Source organism: Tolypothrix tenuis PCC 7101 (assembly GCF_963874875.1).
GTDB lineage: Bacteria > Cyanobacteriota > Cyanobacteriia > Cyanobacteriales > Nostocaceae > Aulosira > Aulosira tenue.
The window spans coordinates 2,629,388-2,648,370 of record NZ_CAWNJS010000001.1 but is presented as its reverse complement, the minus strand read 5'-3'; the positions used below and the strand labels follow the sequence as shown (position 1 = coordinate 2,648,370).

14 protein-coding genes are annotated in these 18,983 nt (G+C 40.1%); 1 reads left to right on the top strand and 13 read right to left on the bottom strand.

Annotated elements, in window-relative coordinates; translation table 11 throughout:
- Positions 1 to 391: 391 nt before the first annotated feature.
- The 5 genes from AACU25_RS10910 to carA form a co-directional block, all read right to left on the bottom strand.
- Positions 392 to 694 carry a DUF1816 domain-containing protein gene (locus AACU25_RS10910; RefSeq protein WP_096575489.1) on the bottom strand — a complete coding sequence of 101 codons (303 nt, stop codon included), beginning with the start codon at positions 692 to 694 and terminating at the stop codon, positions 392 to 394.
- Positions 695 to 792: 98 nt separating this feature from the next.
- On the bottom strand, positions 793 to 1,761 hold the full coding sequence (gene rlmB, locus AACU25_RS10905; RefSeq protein WP_096575487.1) for a 23S rRNA (guanosine(2251)-2'-O)-methyltransferase RlmB: 969 nt from the start codon (positions 1,759 to 1,761) through the stop codon (positions 793 to 795).
- A 96-nt stretch (positions 1,762 to 1,857) separates the two neighbouring features.
- A complete protein-coding gene (locus AACU25_RS10900) occupies positions 1,858 to 2,337 on the bottom strand; it encodes a Mini-ribonuclease 3 (RefSeq protein ID WP_096575485.1) in 480 nt (159 codons plus the stop codon).
- A 253-nt stretch (positions 2,338 to 2,590) separates the two neighbouring features.
- Complete coding sequence (locus AACU25_RS10895; protein ID WP_321206641.1) at positions 2,591 to 2,935, bottom strand: STAS domain-containing protein; 345 nt, start codon at positions 2,933 to 2,935, stop codon at positions 2,591 to 2,593.
- A gap of 268 nt (positions 2,936 to 3,203) precedes the next feature.
- Positions 3,204 to 4,367, bottom strand: coding sequence for a glutamine-hydrolyzing carbamoyl-phosphate synthase small subunit (gene carA, locus AACU25_RS10890; protein ID WP_096575483.1), 1,164 nt, complete (start codon positions 4,365 to 4,367; stop codon positions 3,204 to 3,206).
- A 387-nt stretch (positions 4,368 to 4,754) separates the two neighbouring features.
- Here carA and AACU25_RS10885 point away from each other — a divergent pair, with 387 nt between their 5' ends.
- The gene (locus AACU25_RS10885; RefSeq protein ID WP_096583654.1) at positions 4,755 to 5,822 is read left to right on the top strand and encodes a retroviral-like aspartic protease family protein; all 1,068 of its coding nucleotides are present in this window, start codon (positions 4,755 to 4,757) and stop codon (positions 5,820 to 5,822) included.
- On the opposite strand, the gene trpD is transcribed toward AACU25_RS10885, so the two are convergent.
- The 8 genes from trpD to AACU25_RS10845 form a co-directional block, all read right to left on the bottom strand.
- Positions 5,752 to 6,831, bottom strand: a complete 1,080-nt coding sequence (gene trpD, locus AACU25_RS10880; RefSeq protein WP_096575481.1) for an anthranilate phosphoribosyltransferase — start codon at positions 6,829 to 6,831, stop codon at positions 5,752 to 5,754. The genes AACU25_RS10885 and trpD overlap by 71 nt on opposite strands.
- Before the next feature lie 221 nt (positions 6,832 to 7,052).
- On the bottom strand, positions 7,053 to 7,868 hold the full coding sequence (locus AACU25_RS10875; protein ID WP_096575479.1) for a DNA adenine methylase: 816 nt from the start codon (positions 7,866 to 7,868) through the stop codon (positions 7,053 to 7,055).
- 69 nt (positions 7,869 to 7,937) lie between these two features.
- Positions 7,938 to 8,687 carry a DUF5131 family protein gene (locus AACU25_RS10870; protein ID WP_096575477.1) on the bottom strand — a complete coding sequence of 250 codons (750 nt, stop codon included), beginning with the start codon at positions 8,685 to 8,687 and terminating at the stop codon, positions 7,938 to 7,940.
- A gap of 44 nt (positions 8,688 to 8,731) precedes the next feature.
- Positions 8,732 to 10,009: a three-Cys-motif partner protein TcmP gene (gene tcmP / locus AACU25_RS10865; RefSeq protein WP_096575475.1), complete on the bottom strand. Its 1,278-nt coding sequence runs from the start codon at positions 10,007 to 10,009 to the stop codon at positions 8,732 to 8,734.
- Positions 10,010 to 10,109: 100 nt separating this feature from the next.
- On the bottom strand, positions 10,110 to 11,204 hold the full coding sequence (locus AACU25_RS10860) for a hypothetical protein (protein ID WP_096575473.1): 1,095 nt from the start codon (positions 11,202 to 11,204) through the stop codon (positions 10,110 to 10,112).
- 88 nt (positions 11,205 to 11,292) lie between these two features.
- On the bottom strand, positions 11,293 to 14,253 hold the full coding sequence (locus AACU25_RS10855) for an acetate and sugar kinases/Hsc70/actin family protein (protein WP_096575471.1): 2,961 nt from the start codon (positions 14,251 to 14,253) through the stop codon (positions 11,293 to 11,295).
- Between the two features lie 117 nt (positions 14,254 to 14,370).
- Complete coding sequence (locus AACU25_RS10850) at positions 14,371 to 16,905, bottom strand: P-loop NTPase family protein (RefSeq protein ID WP_096575469.1); 2,535 nt, start codon at positions 16,903 to 16,905, stop codon at positions 14,371 to 14,373.
- A gap of 1,070 nt (positions 16,906 to 17,975) precedes the next feature.
- The gene (locus AACU25_RS10845) at positions 17,976 to 18,965 is read right to left on the bottom strand and encodes a cyanophycin synthetase (protein ID WP_096575467.1); all 990 of its coding nucleotides are present in this window, start codon (positions 18,963 to 18,965) and stop codon (positions 17,976 to 17,978) included.
- Positions 18,966 to 18,983 lie beyond the last annotated feature (18 nt).

The following is an 18,983-nucleotide window of genomic DNA, read 5'->3' as shown; positions in this document are numbered from 1 at the left end:
TGAGACTAAATTGTTTCGTCCAAAGAGGTTTATTTAACCCCTGTGGGGAATTCAAAATTACAAATTAATTATCCTCAGAATTAATTCATTTGCGATGAATTAATCTAGTTACATTTGGTTTTTTCTACATAAATCAATAATGCTTTTACTATCATTAGTTTTTGCGGTCAATAGTCCAAATTGGGAAAATTTTTTTAACTATTGACCAGTGATTGATTGCAAGCCCTATCAGTGATAGCAGGGCGTTTAGCCCGTACTGAGAAGTATCAAGCATTCTGTCTTATCAAGGGCTTATCGCCAGCCAATCAAAAATCCAGACAAAAGCAACTTTGTGGTTGTGTAGGTTCTACAGGACTAAACACTGAGAAGACTGAATGGGAGCCTAATTTAATTAATATTGACCGCTAAAGGCAGGCTTTACTTTACGGTCAATCCTTTCCCCCAAGTCATCAGCAATTGTCAAAGAATCAGGTTTACAACGCTTAACGTTAACAATGATTCCCTGTGCGCCTTCAGCCTCCAAATCTTCTATGTAGCCTTTAACGGCGACATTGGCATCCACAGAGTTCAAAAATGGGCCAAAGTAGTATGTGCAACGGGGATTTTGTGTCACAATCTCTACCCACCAAGCCAAGCCAAGATTGTTGACTGTACTAATCAACGTTTCCTTTAGGTCATCCCAAATGGTTTTCATGGTAGTTGCCAATTTATGAATGAGGTATTGGATATTAAATGATATTTTGCTGTCTGGTTTTTGCTTTACATTTCTTTATACTCTTTTACTCTGAATTTTTAAAGAGGTTTGTGCAATTTGTCTAGGTAAAGTGTGTTTAAGGAGCGCTGGCGATAAATTTCATAAAGCGCCATACCTGCTGCTACTGAGGCATTCAGGCTGGGTGTTTTTCCCTGGAGGGGAATTGATACCAGTACGTCGCAAGATTTTTGTGTTAGCATACTCAGCCCTTCACCTTCAGAGCCAATTACTAAAACAATCGGCCCGCTAAAGCTGATTGTATGCAAAGGTTCGCTACCTGTAGCTGCTGTGCCATAAATCCAAAAACCAGCTTCCTTGAGTTCTTCCATCGCACGGCTGAGATTGACAACGCGGGAGACTGGAAAGTTTTCTAAAGCACCAGCTGCTACTTTTACCACTGTAGAAGTGATTCCAGCAGCCCGTCGTTGGGGAATTACTAAACCTTGTGCGCCAATAGCTTCTGCGGTACGAATAATTGCACCCAAGTTGTGAGGATCGGTGATCCCATCAGCAACAATGATTACAGGATCGTTGACAGATTTGGCCTTAGCAATTAAATCATGTAATTCGATGTAGCTGTAGGGGGAAATTTGTGCTGCTATCCCTTGGTGATTAGCTCCCTCAGTAATTTGATCTAAGCGCTTTGGTTCTACTTCATCAATGACTGCACCATTTTCCTTAGCTTGCAGGATCAGATGATGAAAGCGGGGATCGTAGCGTAACCGAGCAGTAATCCAAATGCGGTTAAGACCTCTTTGGTTTTCCAAAGCACTTAATACTGGATGACGGCCATATATAATGTCACTATCTTCTGCGATCGCCTTGCTTGGCAACGATGGTGGCACAAAGTTCCGGTTTTGCTGCACTTTAACAGCAACAGGCTTACCATCAACCTTTCTGGGATTGCGGATGGGATTAGCCAGAATCCGCTTACCTTTAACTTTCACAGGGGGAGCAACGCGATTAGGTTCGCCAACCGTGGTAATTTTTTTTGATTTATTCGACATACGAGTGTGTGGGATAACTTTTAGGTGGGCATAGCGATTCCCTAATTTACCGAAATCAACTCTACTGGATTTAAGATTTGTGAGATTAGTTGCCCACTATTTTTCTAGCTCGAGCGTTTGCAACAATTCGGTTAATCGTGGGAAATCAGTCAGATAAAGGTAGCCAATTAAAGTTTCTAGACTAGTTGCTTGCTGGTAAATTTCGGGATCAACTCGCTTAGAGCGTCCTGTGGCGGCGTTGCGACCTCTTCGGACTATATCTAATTCTATTTCCTTTAAATGAGGAATGAGCGATCGCAAATGTAGCGCTTGTTGTTCTGCTCTCACCTGTGCCACTACCAGACGATGGTAAGTATCTGGTCGCTGCAATGGCATTAGATAAAACATTCTAACATATAATTCATAGATTGCATCTCCCAAGTATGCTAATGCCGCAGGAGAAATTTTTTGCACTTGTGAGTGCGTCATGGATTGGGGTAGTTGCCCTGTGCTTACCAAGAGTGCTTGCGTCCAAAATGAATTTTGAGTTAGAGGTTCATTTTGTCCATCTAATAACTCTTCTTGCTCCGGCTTCACAAGTTATTCATTCCTTAGTAGGCTACATTTGGCAGACATCATAGATATTGTTTTTAAATACTTAGCATAATATACACTACCAAAATTACTGACTAAAGTTTTATTTTTCTGTTGAGAATTTGACATTTTATTTCAGATTAGCTATCTTTTATGTCTCCTTAAGAACCAGAGAGTTATATTTGACAGCTTTGACAAAAATTAAGCTATCCAGATAAAACATCGGATAGCTACATTAGTTTTAGTGGTCAAGCAATCAAGAAGACTTGATGTTTTCTAGAGCCGCTTCAACATTTGATTGCAGGGAGAGAAACTTCTCTAAGCGAACCAGCTTGACCGTTTGAGTTACACGGGCATTAGTGACAATTTGCAAGGTGCCAGAAAGGGTTTGGGCCTGCTTGGCTAGCTGCACCAAAGCACCTAAGCCAGAGCTATCAACAAAGTCAATTTGTGAGAGATCCAAAATAATATGCTTTGGCCCCTCATCAATTTTGCCACCCAGTACCTTGCGAAATGTCGGCTCAGAAAAGGCATCTAATAAACCTGTGAGGCGGAATAGCTGATAATTATCCCGGGTTTCACGAGTACCCCTTAGGCTCACAGTTAGATTCAGTTGTTCAGCAATAACTCCCTCCTCATGGTGAAAGTGAACGCTCCAGTATAAATGGTTTTGGTACAATTTGTCTACAACCTGATGACTTAGGGCATAGGGCAAATCAATTTTGGATTTTGGATTTGCGATTTTGGATTGAGTTTGAATCTAAAATCTACAATCTAAAATTTAAAATTCCCAGTCCCCAGTCCCCAATCCCCATTACCCCTTATCCCCAGAGGGGGCCCCGAGTTCCCCAATCCCCAGTCCCCAGTCCCTAATTCCTAGCCCCCTGCGATTGACGTGCTGTTCGCATTGCTTTGACGAAGTCCTCAAACAAGTAATCAGCATCGTGAGGGCCTGGGCTAGCTTCGGGGTGGTATTGCACCGAGAACACGGGTAAAGACTTGTGACGGACACCAGCAACAGTGCGATCGTTCAAGTTCAGGTGGCTGATTTCTACCACTGCTTCTGGTAAAGAATCTGGATTAATGGCAAAACTGTGGTTTTGGCTGGTAATTTCTACCCGTTGCTGTAAACCCGCAGGTTGATTTAATCCCCGATGCCCAAACTTGAGTTTAAAGGTTTCTGCTCCCAAGGCATGACCCAAAATTTGATGTCCCATACAAATGCCAAAGATGGGTTTTTGAGCGCCTAGCAATGCCTTGGTAGTTTCAATTCCTTCTGTGACTGCTGCTGGATCGCCCGGCCCGTTGGAAAGAAAGATACCATCTGGATTATATTTGAGAATTTCCTCTGGTGCTGTATTGGCAGGCACAACAATGACTTGACAACCATAACTGGCTAGCCGCCGCAAGATATTCCGCTTCACTCCAAAGTCTAGGGCAACAACGGTAAAGGTTTCTCCGTTGCTCTCAGAGACATTAGAGTTAAATTCCCAAGCGGGGATGGTGGGGTCAGACCATTCATAAACCTTTCGGGTCGTGACTTCACGCACCAGATTTAGCCCTTGCATACTGGGGGCTGCCTGTACCTGCTCTAATAACTCCGCCTCATCCAAAATAGATGTAGAAATTCCACCATTCATGGCTCCATACATCCGAATTTTACGGGTGAGGGCGCGGGTATCAATCCCATAAATGCCAGGGATTTGGTGCTGTTTCAAGTAGTCAGGCAAAGATTGTGTTGAGCGCCAGTTACTTGGGCGGTGGCAAATATTGCGGGCGATCGCACCTCGCACCTGCGGTCTAGCTGATTCCTCATCTTCGGGATTAACACCAGTGTTACCCAATTCAGGATAGGTAAAAACGACAATTTGACCGCAATAACTAGGGTCGGTCAGCACTTCTTGATACCCAGTCATGCCAGTGTTAAATACCACTTCCCCAATTGTGGTTCCTATAGCACCAAAAGACCAACCGCGATAAGCGGTGCCATCCGCTAGGACAAGTAAAGCCGGGATTGTGTCAGACAGGGGCATAAGCAATCAGGATTAGGGGTTAAGAGCTAGGGGCTAGGGGCTAGGGATTAGGAAAATTTTGCTAGTCTTAGACCTATTCTTTAGTCCCTAGTAAGCTTGCGAATGTTAATTATCCCATGAGTCGGACAAATTAGCGATAAAAAGCATTTGTCATTTGTTGTTTGGTGTTTGGTGTTTGGTGTTTGTCAGAGAACAGAAAGTTTAGTGATTAATAGTTATCCTGCTTGTCTCCCTTCTTCCCAATCCCTAATGCCTAATCCCCAGTCCCCAGTCCCCATTACCCCTTATCCCCAGAGGGGGCCCCGAGTTCCCCAATCTCCCAATCCCAACTTTCCCACAACAAAGGTAGATTTCCTCACCTTCTGGCAGGTAAAATCGAAGTTAATTATGCTTCAGTCTTTTTTATCCCGTGCAACCCTGATTTGTTTAACAAGTGCGCTAGCGGTTTTGGGTTTTGCCTGTAGTAAAGACAAACAGACCACTGTGACTGTTGACCAAAAGCAACCTCAGCTTGCGGACAAGATAGCAGCATCGCCTTTTGTCGAAGCTTCACCTTTATCCGACCCAGAATCACAGCCACCGTCTGAACCTGCTGTTCAATTGAATTCTTTTGAATTGGCGCTGGACAAAGCCGCAGGTGCGATGACAATTAGCCAGTCTGCCCAATCTCCTGATGATTGGAAGTTGGTAGCAACTCAGTTTCAGGATGCGATCGCGCTGATGAAAAACGTGCAGCAAGAAAGTCCTAATTTCACGGTCGCGCAAATCAAAATCTCGGAATACCAGCGCCAAATTCAGTACGCTTTGAATCAAGCTACACCCAAATCTCTCGCGCCAATTGCGGTAAAACCACCTCAAAAGGCTCCTCAAAGGGTAGTAGTTGTAGTCCCATCTGCGAGAAAAAACACGCCTCAGTCTACTCAACCTTTATCCCCACTGGTGGCAAAATCACAGCCTGCAGTGCAATCTGTGTTGATGCCATCGGCACAAATTACTGAGGATCAAGCTGTCTTTACAGCCCCAATCAAGCGCCGCATCGGGGGGACACCAATTATTGATGTCACCTTCAACGGCGATCGCAAATTCGAGATGATTGTGGATACAGGGGCTAGTGGAACTGTAATTACTCAAAACATGGCAAATGCTTTGGGTGTAGTGCCAGTCGGTAGAACTAAAGCCAACACAGCCAGTTCTAAGCAAGTAGAATTTACTATCGGCTATGTTGACTCAATGGCAGCTGCTGGGGTCAGTGTGAATAAAGTAGCAGTAGCGATCGCAGGCTCAGATTTAGAAACTGGACTGCTGGGACACGACTTTTTTGGCAATTATGATGTCACCATCAAGCGCAATGTCGTGGAATTTCGCCCACAATCGCGTGCTGATGCTAATTCTTCAGAAAATGAACTAACTGTTCCAATTTCACCCAAGGAGCGCCACTATTTAGGATCTCCTTAGCTAGCTTAATTCCTTGGGCATGGTCTAGCAGTGGGATCGCACCCGCAACTTGTAGCGCCAATGAAGTATTTAACGCTACAGCATCTTGTTGCGCCTGAGTTCCCTTACCTTGTAGTACTGCTTTTAAAATCTCCGCATTTTCTTGCACATCTCCACCTCTGAGTGTGCCTATTGTTGCAGGGGTTAAACCTACCTCTTCAGGATTAATGGTAGTTAACTGCACTTCACCATTAGATAACACTGCCAAATCAGTTATATCTCCTAACCCCGCTTCATCTAATTTTTCTCTTCCATGTACAACAATTGCCTTTTGCTTACCCAACTTTTGTAAGGCTTGGGCAACAGTTGCCAAAAGTTTCGGAGTAAATAATCCTACTACTTGCCCAGTCGGATTTAAAGGATTGACTAAAGGCCCAAGTAAGTTGAAAACTGTCCGTACCTTAAGAGTCCGCCGCAATGTCGCCACAGCTTTGAGTGCGGGATGCCAACCAGGAGCAAACAGAAAAGTGATCCCCACTTCTTGAACTGCGGCTTGGACTTTTTCGCTAGCAGCACCAAGATTTACGCCCAAAGCTTCTAATACATCGGCGCTTCCTGTGAGGCTTGATGCCGAACGGTTACCATGTTTAGCCACAGGTACACCATAGGCAGCAGCCACAAAAGCAACCGCAGTGGAAATATTAAAAGTTGACGAACCATCTCCACCAGTACCACAAGTATCAATTAGGGGAGTAGGGGATTGGGTATTAAAAATTGGGTTACCAGTCCCCATTTTTGATTGAGATTGTAGTACTTCCGCCATACCTGTTAATTCGTCAGCCGAAACACCTTTAAAGTTCAGCGCTGTTAAAATTGCTCCCGATAATTCAGGCGGAACAGATTCACTTAGCCAGCCTTGCATCAAATCCGCAGCTTGAGTGCGGGATAAAGATTCTCCATCGATTAATTGTTGCAGCAAGAGATACCAGCTTGTTGAGATTTCTGGCGTGGAGATGGGGGAAGTTGTCATACAATTCTGTTTGCGTGTGGTAGGGTTGAGCTTTTATTGAGATGTCTGGGAGCTATCCTACCGGAAAATGGGAAACAGTTTGTAGTTAGCAATTTAATGGTTGATATAGAGAGAATAGTTCACGTAGGATGCGTTAGCGATAGCGTAACGCATCAGTAAGCAATCTGAGATTTTTTCAGAAATCAAATCAGATTCCTATATACAGATAATTTAATTTCTTACTACAAGGAAATTTTATAGTTGGTAATAAATAACTCCTTACCTTTGGCTGCATTACTCTGTTTGTAATTATTCATTCCATACTGCAATTCCCACTCAAAAATATTCGCCCAGCTAAAATTTTCTCGGATTTGTGGCGAGTCATCATAGGTAATTAACCAATCGTGGTGGCATTGTTTTAATACTTCTGCGAATTTTTGATGTTCAAAAGAAGTATGTAAGTTACCACCTTTGCCATAGAGTTTAGATTTGGTAGCTATAAAATATGGCGGATCTAAAAATAAAAATACTTTCTCCCCGGCTGTATATAATAATTCGCTGTAGTCTAAGTTAGTAATAAGAATATCTTCTGATAAAATGCTTTCTAATTTCTCAAGACGGTCTATCGATGAATTAGTAAAGCGTTTATGGAATGCCTCTTGAGAATAACCGCCAGATTCTACAGTTCCACTAAATGTAATGCGGTTAAGAACAAAAAAGCGCACGGCTCTTTCAAAATCAGATAGCTGACTAATATCTACAGTTGTTAATTCTTTAAAGAATGATCTGCCATCTGTATATTTATTTTTAATGTGACGAATTTCTGAAACTAGCTCACATAAATCAGATTGAGCAAATTTCCAAAATAGGTATAATTCCCGATTTAAATCATTAATCCAAATTTTGAGATTAGGGAATTTTTGCTTTAAGTAAATAAATACAGAACCACCACCTACAAATGGTTCTCTAATTTCAGAAAAACCATCTGGCAAATATTGGATTATTTGATTAATTGCTTTTGATTTCCCGCCTGGATATCGGAGCGGACTTTTGAGCATTGCTTCTAGTGTTTAGAATTGAACTAAATTAGGCTAAATATTGATAATAGTTGTTGAATAATCATGTAACTATTTAAAATTCGCTACCTGTTTTTTGCTTTTATCATTTACATTCATAGGAAATTCATCCCAAGTTCTACCATCTAACACTCTACCGTTTTTTTTCTTTTGAACTCCTCCCCATTGTTTAAAGAAAAAAGGCACATGAGCTTGGATACACTGTTCTCTAATATCCCTCACCCATTCACTTTTCATCGGGCGAGCGCCTACACCAGACTCTCCACCAACAATAATCCAATGTAAATCCTCTAAACAAAGTTTTAGAGAACCTAGAAGAGGCTCACAAGATAGAAATCTAATTTGTGCTGGAATCTCTTTAAGAATTTCACTTCTCCATAACCATGCCTGAGATTCTACGCTTACTCCAGCCCAAACATTAGGAGGCCATTCCTTAATATTTTTGGATATTTCAAGCATCCTTTGCGGACGTTTAGTTAATAATTGAAACTGATGCCAATGAGCCTGCTTCATAACATAAAATACATCTTTGATAAATTCTTCTGAAATTTCATCAAGAAATAAATCACTCATAGAATTGACAAAAATTAGGCGAGGTTTCTTCCATGAAAGAGGCATTGTTATTCTTTCATTCCAAGATTTAACATCAAAGCCTTGCTCATAAGGATGACCCGGTACTCCTCTCCACCTTTCTGCAAAACGTTCTGCATAACAATTTTGGCAGCCAGGGCTAATTTTATGACAGCCAGTAGTAGGATTCCATGTTGCTTCAGTCCATTCTATTGTTGAAGATACCGACATAGAATATTACCTCAAAACTGTAAATTAGCATGGTTATATTAGTACTATTTTACTACTTTGATGTAGCTATCCAAAGTTAAATTGCCTTTTACACCTAAATTTCTAGCTTCTATAATATTTTCTTGATACAAACTGAGTAATATTTCTCTATATTTTGGTCTATTTAAGTAACCAAGGTTACCCATTTCAAGGATAATAAGAGTTATTACTTCTTTTAAAATCATCCAATCTTGGTTTTTCCTATGTAAAATATCAATTATTATAGGTTTAACATTGAAGATTTTCTCATTATTTTCTCGCTCCCATATCTGTGCAAGGAACTTGTGATTCTTTCCACTTTTATCATCTTCAAAGAAAAGTGATTGATTTTCTTGCCAGAAAAATTCATTTAGAAGTTCACCAAATGCCTTTTGAGGATAGTTACTACCTACTACAATATTGTATTGAGGTCTAGGATCATTGTAAGTCTCTTTAATTTCAAAACTAGCCACTCCTTTAAAACTACTTTCCTTTTTTAACCTAGATTTAAAGTATTCAAGCGCCCATCTTTCAAACTTTTGCTCTTGGTCTTGATATTCAAGCCATTTTGGTTTCCAGTCTAAGTCTGATTTATAACCTAAGAGTTTAGTTAAATTTTGTGTGTATGTTTCTGCCGTTTTCTGATAACTTGACTTTTCATACACAGTTTTATAATGTCCAGCATGACGGGCTACTGTGCGATTGTTAAAAAGTAAAAACAACTCTCCTTTATATTTACTAACATAATTAGCGATATAACATATTTGATCGAAGGTAACTCCTTTAACTCCAAAAGCATCTAAAAAAAATAGTGTTGGGTATTGTTCTAGTTCATTAATTATTTGAGGCAATGCTTTGCCAAATTCTTGAGGCTCATAAATTTTATAAGGTAATCCTTGCCCTGTTAATTCACAGTTATTCTTAAGCTTATAGTTGAGTTCTTTCTTTTCTTCTGTAAAAAAACATCTTAAGGTAACACGCTCTTCTAATCTAAAAATTTTGGCACATTTTAGAGCTATCAAAGGTGAGCCATCAGTATCTAAAAACTCAGTTTTATATCTTTGCCAAAAATTGGAATTATCTACAAAATTTTCAATACCAATACCTTCATCATATTTGCCGACTCCGGCAAAGCCATCTACATAGTTAATGTAAGTATTATTTGATGCTAAACTGTAGCAAAAAGCCTGTATATATCTCAGCATAATCCGATGTTTAGCTGCTGACCAAGACCTTTTACGAGTAAAAAACTTATTTGAATCCTCTGGTTGCTGATCAAACAGAGACAGTTGCTTTACAGCCATGAATCAACCTCAGTAGATTAATTAAGCTAACATCTGACAGCTTTTTACTAGGTTAGCAAATTCAATCAAAACTGGTAACAATTACAACCTGTAATAAAAACTACCGTGATGCGCGAAATATAACTCGCCCTGGGGATTCTTCTTGATTAATTCGTGTGTAAACTCGCAGACAAGCTAAAACTTCGCCAGGATTACCACCACAATCGAGTTGTAAGTCATCTTTAGTTAAAGCGCATATATCGGCGTAAAGCCCTGATAATTGGCGGATTCTGACTTCATTACCTGCATTAATCGCTTGATCGACAAATTTTTTCAGCATCCGGCGTGATTCTTGTTGTAGGTTACCCCACCAAGAATAGCGATCGCTTGGCGGGACAAATACTAATGAGTGTATGGCTTCATCAATGTCAATCCAAGCACGTAGGGTTAAGACTGGATCAGCATTTTCTACAGCTTTTTGAGTACGCTGAAAGCGCCCTGTTAATGCTTCAATATATTGAGTTTGCTGTTCTGGCTTGGAGTTTAAGGAAATAATATCAAAGCTAAATACGCTCTTTAAGGCGTGGTGTAAATCTGGGTCTATTTCGATAAATTTTATACAAAGCAGCAAATAGCCAGCTAGTAAATTTAAATCGCTGGATTCGTTATTGGGAATAATTTCCGAATTTGGCAGTAATTTTTGAGATAAATATAAGCCTTGAGCTTGGATAGTACCACTCAATCCAGGGTAAATAATTTCGTCTCTGATGAAGGGTAGGGTGTAGAGATTGGCATTATCTTCTACTGCACCAACTTCTTGCGCTAAAGTCAATGCACGTTGTCGCCAAGCAGTTGCTAAGTCTTCAGGAACTCGTAGCAATTTGCGTTGCATCTCGTTCCATAATTCTGAATCTGTTTGGCTTTGAAGTTGAGAATTTCCTAAATATAATTTCAGGTCTTTATCTATATTAAAAGCTTCCTTCAGACGAATTAGTTTTAATTCATGATTAGAGTTTAGTTCTGAAGATTTTTGATATTTGACTTGCAAAATACTATGAATTTCTTGCAGCACCTCGTCGCATAATTTAGCCCCTGGATCGCTAGGTAGTTCTTTTTGCGCTTGCTTTAAAGATGCTTCGATTCCGTACAGGCTAAAACGTAATAATTGGGCTATTTGGGAGTTTTCTATTGCCAATAGCTGACGTAGGTGCTGCATGAATTTCGCCTCTAGTTTTACCTGCTTTCTTTCTCACGCTAAGATTTTAAAACCTTTGCGTCTTTGCGCTTTTGCGTGAGTTTATTACCTAATGAATACCGCAAAATGGATCGCGTTCTTTATCAACTTCATTGGGTTGCAATTCTAGTTCAGCACGGTAAACACATCCTTCTTGTTTGAGACATTTTTGATCGCTTGATGTCCAGTAAGGTACTTCCCCGGCGTGCATTCGTAAAATCCCGTAATTGTCTATGCTGACACGATATTGGCAAGGGTAATCTGTAGCGAAATCGGGTTTACTTAATGCACCAATACGTATCCATTTTTTCGTATTAGTTTGTGCGTCAGTTTGCACAACATAGAAGGTGTGTTGTCCATTTTTGGGGAAGGGAGGTAGAGGATTACTAATTAATCCGGTTCCTGGTTCTGGTGAACCATCGCGCAAATAATGGAATTCTTGTAGTGATTTACTCACATCTTTATCGGCTTCAAATACAAGATGATAAGCATCTGGTTGATCTACTGTTGCTGACTCAATTACATTGATGGCAATATCACCATCATTTAAGTCTTTATGAGGTCTTTCTACGGCAATATTCCACTTTAATTTACCATCAGCAAATAAGGCTGAAGTTCCTGAGGCGGCAGAGATTACAGAATTAACATCAATACCAGAAACATCAATTAAATAATGTGGATTTCCTTGACAAAGTAAGACACTAAATTGTAGGGTTTGGTCAATTTCAAATTGGACTTTGATTTTCTTCAGGAAGTCTGGTTCTGATAATCCCAGTTTTTCCATCAAAGTTTTGCCATCAAAGCTACCCCACAGCCGCAAATCACCATCTTCATAATCTTGACGGTAAATAATATTTGTTAACTGTATACCTTGCCACTCAGTCCGAACTTTAGCAACGCTTTCATCCGCGCCTAGTTGATAAAGTTCTTGTCCGGCTTTAAAGATTGTCAGCAGTTCGTTACTTTGAGTTTTGCGTTTGAAGTTGCAAGGTAAATAATAAAACAGGTTTTTGACATCAATTTCTAATTGATTTGCGCCTTTACGAAGTAATCCTTTTGACTCTTCGGGGTCGAAGCGTAATCTCCGTAATTTCTCGGCGTAGCAAGCACCAGCGGAGGTAGCTAATTTGGTAAATTCCAACACAAAGGTAATGCGTTCGGGGTTCCATACGAAGTAGGGAGATTTACTAAATTCTTGGTAGATGTGACGCTGTACCAAGTCGAGATTGCAAGTTTTCCCCGATAAAATTAACCAATCAACTTTGTGGGAATTCCACGAGTCTACTTTGGTATCTTCTGGACGTAAGCGGCTATCCATCAAGCCTTTTGCAATACCGATCGCTTCTTTAATAGCTGATGATGCGGCGCGATCAAATTGCTGACTATCGATGGTGACGCAGATACTACTGGTATCTTTTGCTTGGTATTTAATGGCACTTTGAACTAGCAATTCATAAATTTGCTGTTCAGAAAGGCTGAAAGTCAAAATTGAACCGTCTTCTGGGGTCTTTTGTCCGAGTTTGATTTTGGCAGTTTCGGCATGATCCCAGAGGGTATAAAATGTTTGCAGACGTTGCGGTGCTTGTTGCCAACGGGTAGGTAAAACTTTTTCCGCAGTATCTAAAGCGTCTTTATAAGCAGCGTCACCTTCAGGATTTTCTTTATCCACACATTTTAAAATACTGCCACTTTTGAATTGTCCATTTTCTAGGAAGCGTTCATTTAATTCAGAATTAATTAAATCTTCCAGCTTATCGCTGCTTAAATCACCAGTGGAAACTGCTGTTAATAAAAAATCTGCGATCGCAACTTTTAAAAGTCGGAATATTCGCAGGGTGATTAACTCGCCACCTAGTTGTAAATGTCCTGATGAACCTAATAGTTTGGGTGTGAGTTTATAGTAGCGTCCCCCTAAGCCTCGGTCTTCATTATCAGCAAAGAAAGGCGTTTTATCTTCTAATGTGAGTTCAATTAAAGCTAAGTCTGTAGTACCACCACCAATATCTAAAACTAGGACATTTTGTGACCATTTATTTCCTTCTTGGCGACAACGAGTCTTGAAAGATTCAATCCCAATATTGAGATTACCGCCAAATTCTCGCCACAGGAAAAATATAGCTACAGAAACCGCTTCATCATAAGCAGTTTGGACATCATCTAATCCTAATTGTTCAACTAATTCCCTAACTTCCTTACGCACAACAGGCGGTGCGACGGTGGGATAGGTAACAACTGCGGAAAGAAATCCCCCTTCAGAAAACTTGCGTCTAGCGCGTTGGCGATAGTCTTGGGTTAACTCAATTAAATGTCCCCAAGCGGCTTGAATTAATTGGTTAACATTAATTGTTTCTTCATCTTCATCTACAATTACTGGAAAAGAACGATCCTGTCCAAAATAGCGTTTGGGTGAGTGATGAAAGCGGCTAATAATTTCTTTTAAAGCACTGCTAGTTCCTTGCGCGATCGCTTTTTTTCTGTTGTCGCTTGCTTCTCTACCCATTTTCAGTTGTAAAGCTGATAATCGCGAGATTTCTAACTCACTTTTAATTTCGGTACTGCGGCGATCAATATCTAAAACAACAGGGATGAGATTTTGTGATTCTAGGGTAGGAACGCGGAAGACTTCATGATATATCTGATAAAGCTTTTTACTAACAGCACGGCGAAAGCGATCGCTTGTTCCTAAACATAGTTCAATTTGGCGAATTGCTTCTAAAAATCGTTCTCTATTATCACTTTCAAACACTTCGCTTAAGCGGCTAGGTTCGATTTCTAGATTCTTACTAATATCAGCAATAAATTTATCCCAATCGCTAGCACTGACATCGGGTAAAGCAATTCCCGCCGGAGAATTCAGCCATTGCGCCATGCGATCGCGCAGTCGCATTTCTTGTTCTCTGGGTAATACTTCGGCGATGGGTACTTCGATGGGATCGAATAGGGTGACAGTAGAGTTGGATGTGCCAAAATCGACAGCTAACCATCCGGGAAATCTTTTTTGTTGTTCGCTATTTAGTTGGGAGGAGTTCATGGGATTTGTGGAGGGGGTAATTTTAAACGCAGAGGAACGCTAAGGTTAGCGCAGAGTTTCGCAGAGTTTCTACTTTGCGTTTTTTGCTTGATGGAGTTTGTTTCTTAGCACTATTTACTAATAATTCTTCGTTGAGACATCAGCGAGAATTTGCAACCAAGTGGGTATAGATGATTGTGATGGGGTGTCGCCAGCAGCAATATGTCTAAGTAAATTCTCTTTTTTAGAAATATTTTGCAAACTGGGAATAATTTGATCCAAAATTCCTTGTAATTCAGCGTTCACTTTTTGATTCACTTCGCTGACATATTGCACAAGATGCAGACTGGCGCTAGCAGTAATTTCATCTCTAAGACGCAAGACAAAAAGTTGATGATTGTTGGCTTTAGGCGCACCGTTGCGTTCAGGGGCCCAATCAAAAATTTGCCCTATATTATGTTTTTCATCTTGACGTGCTAAGGGAAATATCATTTCCGGTGCAATCGATTTTTCTTGATTATGAATCTCAGAAATAATTGCTTCTTGCCATTGATTAGGGTCACAGCCTAAAAGTAGTTTATAAAAAAGTTCTGCTTCTTCGATACCAAATTTTGATTCAATATCTGATTCCATCTCTGGGTTGAGATTTGTTTGCAGAAATTCTCGTTCTTTAGCAACGTAATTTGATAACTTAGTTAGCAAATCTCCAATCGCTTGACTAATGCGATCGCGCGCAAATTCTTCTACTTCTTGAATCGTCTTGGCAAAGATGGGATAAAAATCGTCGCTTTTGGTGGGAATTGTAATATTAACTCGGTTTCCCCGCTCAAATAACTTGCCAGCTGCACCTTTAGATTCTGTGAGGGCAATTGTACCATTATTGACTTTGTTGAACAGTAAAGTCCATTGACTCCAACTGAGGATTCTAAAAGTTAATTCATCTTTCACCACATCGCTAACAGCAACGCTGCGTCTATCTTTGAGAGGTTCTTTTCCTAAATCTTTTTGGAAGTTTCTATAGCTTTTATCTAAATTTTCAATTGCTTCTCGTAATTCCAGAAAAGCGGGACTGTCTCCGGTGGGTATTCCTTGTTCGTGAATTTCGTGGAGAATATTTTTGAGATTATCTTGTTGCTGACGCACAACTTCCGCCGCACGTTTTGTATCTTCATACAATTGCTTCAGTCCGTGGGTAGCAACGTGTTTTTGAATTAATTCCCGTAGCTTACTAATACCCCCATCTTGAGCAAAGTAACCCAGTTGTCTGCCAAGATAATTACGCCCATCAGTTGTTAATAAGCGATCGCTTAATCTGCCCCATTTTTCTTGTAACCTTTTAGAACGGTCTAGATAATCGGGATAATCGAGGTTAGCTAAAAACTCTGGCGAACCTGCTTTTACTGAAGTGGAACGTTTCGCTAAATCTGCTAGTCCTAACAGTGGTGATAGTAAAACGATGCGGTCTTTTTGAGTAGTAAAAGCGCTGGCTGCGTCAATAGTTGTTTGTAAAACTTTAAGTTTCTGAAAAACGCTGCTTTCCTGTAAAGGATGATTTTCGGCGCTATCGTTAATCAGTTGATCGAGTTCCCTTTCCCCACCTTCGCTTTCCAAGGGAAGTTGATCGAAGCGTCCCACACCCACCAGAATCAGATCCTTGAGGTCTTGTCCTGGTCGCTGCTGCTGCATCATGGTAAAGATTTTATTGGCGCGATCACTTCCTGGCGATTTACCATTGAGCAATACGAGAATTGTCTGCACCTCTGCTAATTCTCGCAGGGATAAAAATGTGTCTCGCGTCCCCGAATTAGAAGCACCCAACCCCGGAAAGTCCAGCAAAATAAATTCTGAAGCACCTGTAACATCCCAAATTTCCCGTGAGATTTTCACTTCAATATCTACACGGCGAATCAAGGGGAAACTATTCTGTAATAACTTTGAGGCTAATCTTTGCGGTGGACTTGGTAATTTAATATGAGCAGGTGGTAAATCATCAAAGCTGAGGGTTTGAATTGCCATTGGCTGCTCGAGTAACTGCAACCCCTCACGGGCAGTGGTAGCATTAATTTGGTAGCATCCACCACACATCGCCTCACCGTAAGATAGATAAGCGCGGATAAATGTGACTAATTCCCGCAGTAAATAACGCAACTCCAAATTATTGCTACTCTTCCAAGTTTCTTCACACCAGTTGAGAATATCTTTTGGTTCCTTCAGCTTCGACAGCAGCGCCGGTGGAAGTCCAGCAGCAATGGTGCAACGATTAGCTTCCCCCAACATAAACCGCAGACAATCATGCACACCTTCATCATCCAGGTACTCTACAGTAAAATTGCCTAGCTGAGTAGTTGCAAAGCCTTCCTGGGGGATGATATGTATAGCTGTAACGTTTCCCGTAGTTGGATTTTCACTTACAGGTAAAGCATCAGCGTAGCCAATTAAACTACCTAGCAGCAAAGTTTTCCCACTGCTAAATTCACCCATCACCCCAATTTTGACAGGTGAGGTAGCCAGTTCTACAGTTTTTTGAGCAGCTTCCCGCAAGCGAAACAGACTCTCATCAAGACTAGCTGGTACCCAATCTTCTTGCTTGGAGGGATATTCAGGTACAGAGTCTAATTTCTGGAGGATGAATTCGCCATACTCTTTAAAACGCTCCAGTTGTTCTGTTTCCATAGAGTATTTTTTGCTCTAAGATAAATTGCTGTGAGTTTTATAACACAAAAAATATCACCCTTGCCTAACAGGAATTTAAAATTAAAATTTCACATTTTTTTACCATACATAGTACTTCTAAATACAAAATTTCCTAAGTTCATACCCAATAAAATTAGCAGTCCTCTGCGTTACTCGGCGCTGACTTAGCGTGAATCTGCGGTTAAAAATCTGCCCAATTATGGTAATTACAAAGAATGTTAATTACCTTCTTGTGTTCCCATTCTTCTTTATAAAGAATTAACAACTATAAAATTATTGATTTTGTATTTTTTGCTAACTATTTATGTTTTGATACATTAAATAATCGATTTAGACACATCCGGATAATCAAGTGCATCTCTCATATCTGCCCTCAAGAGGCTAAAGGCAGAAAGTTAGATAAGGGTGTAGAGATAAATTTGGTAGTAAGATTGGTTAGATTCGCATAGGCGGGCTACGCCTACACGAATTATCTATTTGTCATTTGGTAATGGGTAATTGGTAATTGGTAATGGGATTTTTTTCCCTTATCTCCCTAATCCCCAGTCCCTAATCCCCAATCCCCAATCCCCAATCCCCAGTCCCCAGTCCCCAGTCCCCAGCACCCATGAGGGGAGAAAACCCTCTAGCCACCAATAAAATTTCGTGTGAGAATCATTTTCTCGATAATTTTACTGAGTCGAAGATTCTTTTGAACCTGCCTACTGCCATAGATTTCAGATGTAGAATGGCTGATTTTATTTGTAGGCTTCACGAATCTTTGACAGCTTCTTTACGGAAACTTAACCTAAACTTATTGAAATTTTAACCGAAACCCTGTTTACTGAAGAGTAATTCACTTTTTGCTGCAACATTTGAACCCCTCAAACAACCTGGATTTTCAGGACTTGGGGGGATTCTTTATTTAAGAGTGCGATCGCTCTCACCTTAATCCAAAAATAAAATCTGCACTTGATTTGTGTTTTTAATTTATATTTTTCAGTGCAATAACTTTGTTCTTTTAAACCCAGTCCCTAATCCCCAGTCCCTAATCCCCAATCCCCAATCCTTCATTCATTCTCAATTGTTAGCAGAACTTTGAGATAGAGATTTTCAACTCTCCGAGTTTGCAATTCACCCAACGAAGCATAATTGAGCAATCCTGGAGAACCGTTAACTTCAATAATTGTGTAGTCTACCATTGGCATTGTGATATCACTCGTAATGATATCTACTCCCGCTAATCTTAAACCCATATCTTTAGTGATATTAATTGCCAATTTTTTAAAATCGGGATGAATAATGTCGCTTAAATCTACAGCATCTCCGCCACTCGACAAATTTGCATTGTCTAAAAGATAAACAATATTACCTGGGGGAAGCACACTCTCAAAGGCTAATTTTTGCCTTTTTAATTTTTGAGCAATTCTAAAATCTTCAAAATCGATAATTTTTCTAGAATGTTGATTGAGAATTTCTTGCTTTTGATGCAAAAGCTCTAAAACAGTAGATTCTCCATCACCTACAATAAATAAAGGGATTCGCTGATAGGCAACCATCACTTCTTGATCTAAGACTACAATTCTGTAGTCATTGCCAATATGGAATCTCTCAACAATTAAGCCTGGAGTAATTTGTAATATTTTTTTTGCTACTTGATAGTATTCTCGTTTATTATAAACTTTAGTTACGAATCTACCTTGGCTGAGATTAAGTGGTTTAACTATTACAGGCATTCCCAAATACTTAGCATAGTTAAAACCATCATCGATATTTCTTAACGTCTCAATTTGTTTGCATAATTTTTCGTTAAAAAAAGTTTTGCCTTCAGGAACTTTATAGCCAAAATGATTGAGAAAAAAACTAGAGGAACCTTTATCCTTCGCTAACTCTGCTGCTCCAAAACCATTAAGGCTGAAATGCGTAGAGCGAAAAACAGTTTTTTTCCCATTTTTAAAAGTAATGTGACCTACATATTTACATTCTGGGTCTAATACTAATACTGCTCCAATTTGCTCAACAACTTTTTCAATTATTGTGACAACAAATGGTGTCTTCATTTTTATAAATTATTAGGT

Excerpts from the sequence above, each read along its gene's own strand:
- AACU25_RS10870 (WP_096575477.1), bottom strand. The coding sequence starts at position 8,687 with ATGTCGGTATCTTCAACAATAGAATGGACTGAAGCAACATGGAATCCT.
- AACU25_RS10855 (WP_096575471.1), bottom strand. The coding sequence starts at position 14,253 with ATGAACTCCTCCCAACTAAATAGCGAACAACAAAAAAGATTTCCCGGA.
- AACU25_RS10860 (WP_096575473.1), bottom strand. The coding sequence starts at position 11,204 with ATGCAGCACCTACGTCAGCTATTGGCAATAGAAAACTCCCAAATAGCC.
- AACU25_RS10845 (WP_096575467.1), bottom strand. The coding sequence starts at position 18,965 with ATGAAGACACCATTTGTTGTCACAATAATTGAAAAAGTTGTTGAGCAA.
- rlmB (WP_096575487.1), bottom strand. The coding sequence starts at position 1,761 with ATGTCGAATAAATCAAAAAAAATTACCACGGTTGGCGAACCTAATCGC.
- AACU25_RS10850 (WP_096575469.1), bottom strand. The coding sequence starts at position 16,905 with ATGGAAACAGAACAACTGGAGCGTTTTAAAGAGTATGGCGAATTCATC.
- carA (WP_096575483.1), bottom strand. The coding sequence starts at position 4,367 with ATGCCCCTGTCTGACACAATCCCGGCTTTACTTGTCCTAGCGGATGGC.
- AACU25_RS10875 (WP_096575479.1), bottom strand. The coding sequence starts at position 7,868 with ATGCTCAAAAGTCCGCTCCGATATCCAGGCGGGAAATCAAAAGCAATT.
- trpD (WP_096575481.1), bottom strand. The coding sequence starts at position 6,831 with ATGACAACTTCCCCCATCTCCACGCCAGAAATCTCAACAAGCTGGTAT.
- AACU25_RS10910 (WP_096575489.1), bottom strand. The coding sequence starts at position 694 with ATGAAAACCATTTGGGATGACCTAAAGGAAACGTTGATTAGTACAGTC.
- AACU25_RS10885 (WP_096583654.1), top strand. The coding sequence starts at position 4,755 with ATGCTTCAGTCTTTTTTATCCCGTGCAACCCTGATTTGTTTAACAAGT.
- tcmP (WP_096575475.1), bottom strand. The coding sequence starts at position 10,009 with ATGGCTGTAAAGCAACTGTCTCTGTTTGATCAGCAACCAGAGGATTCA.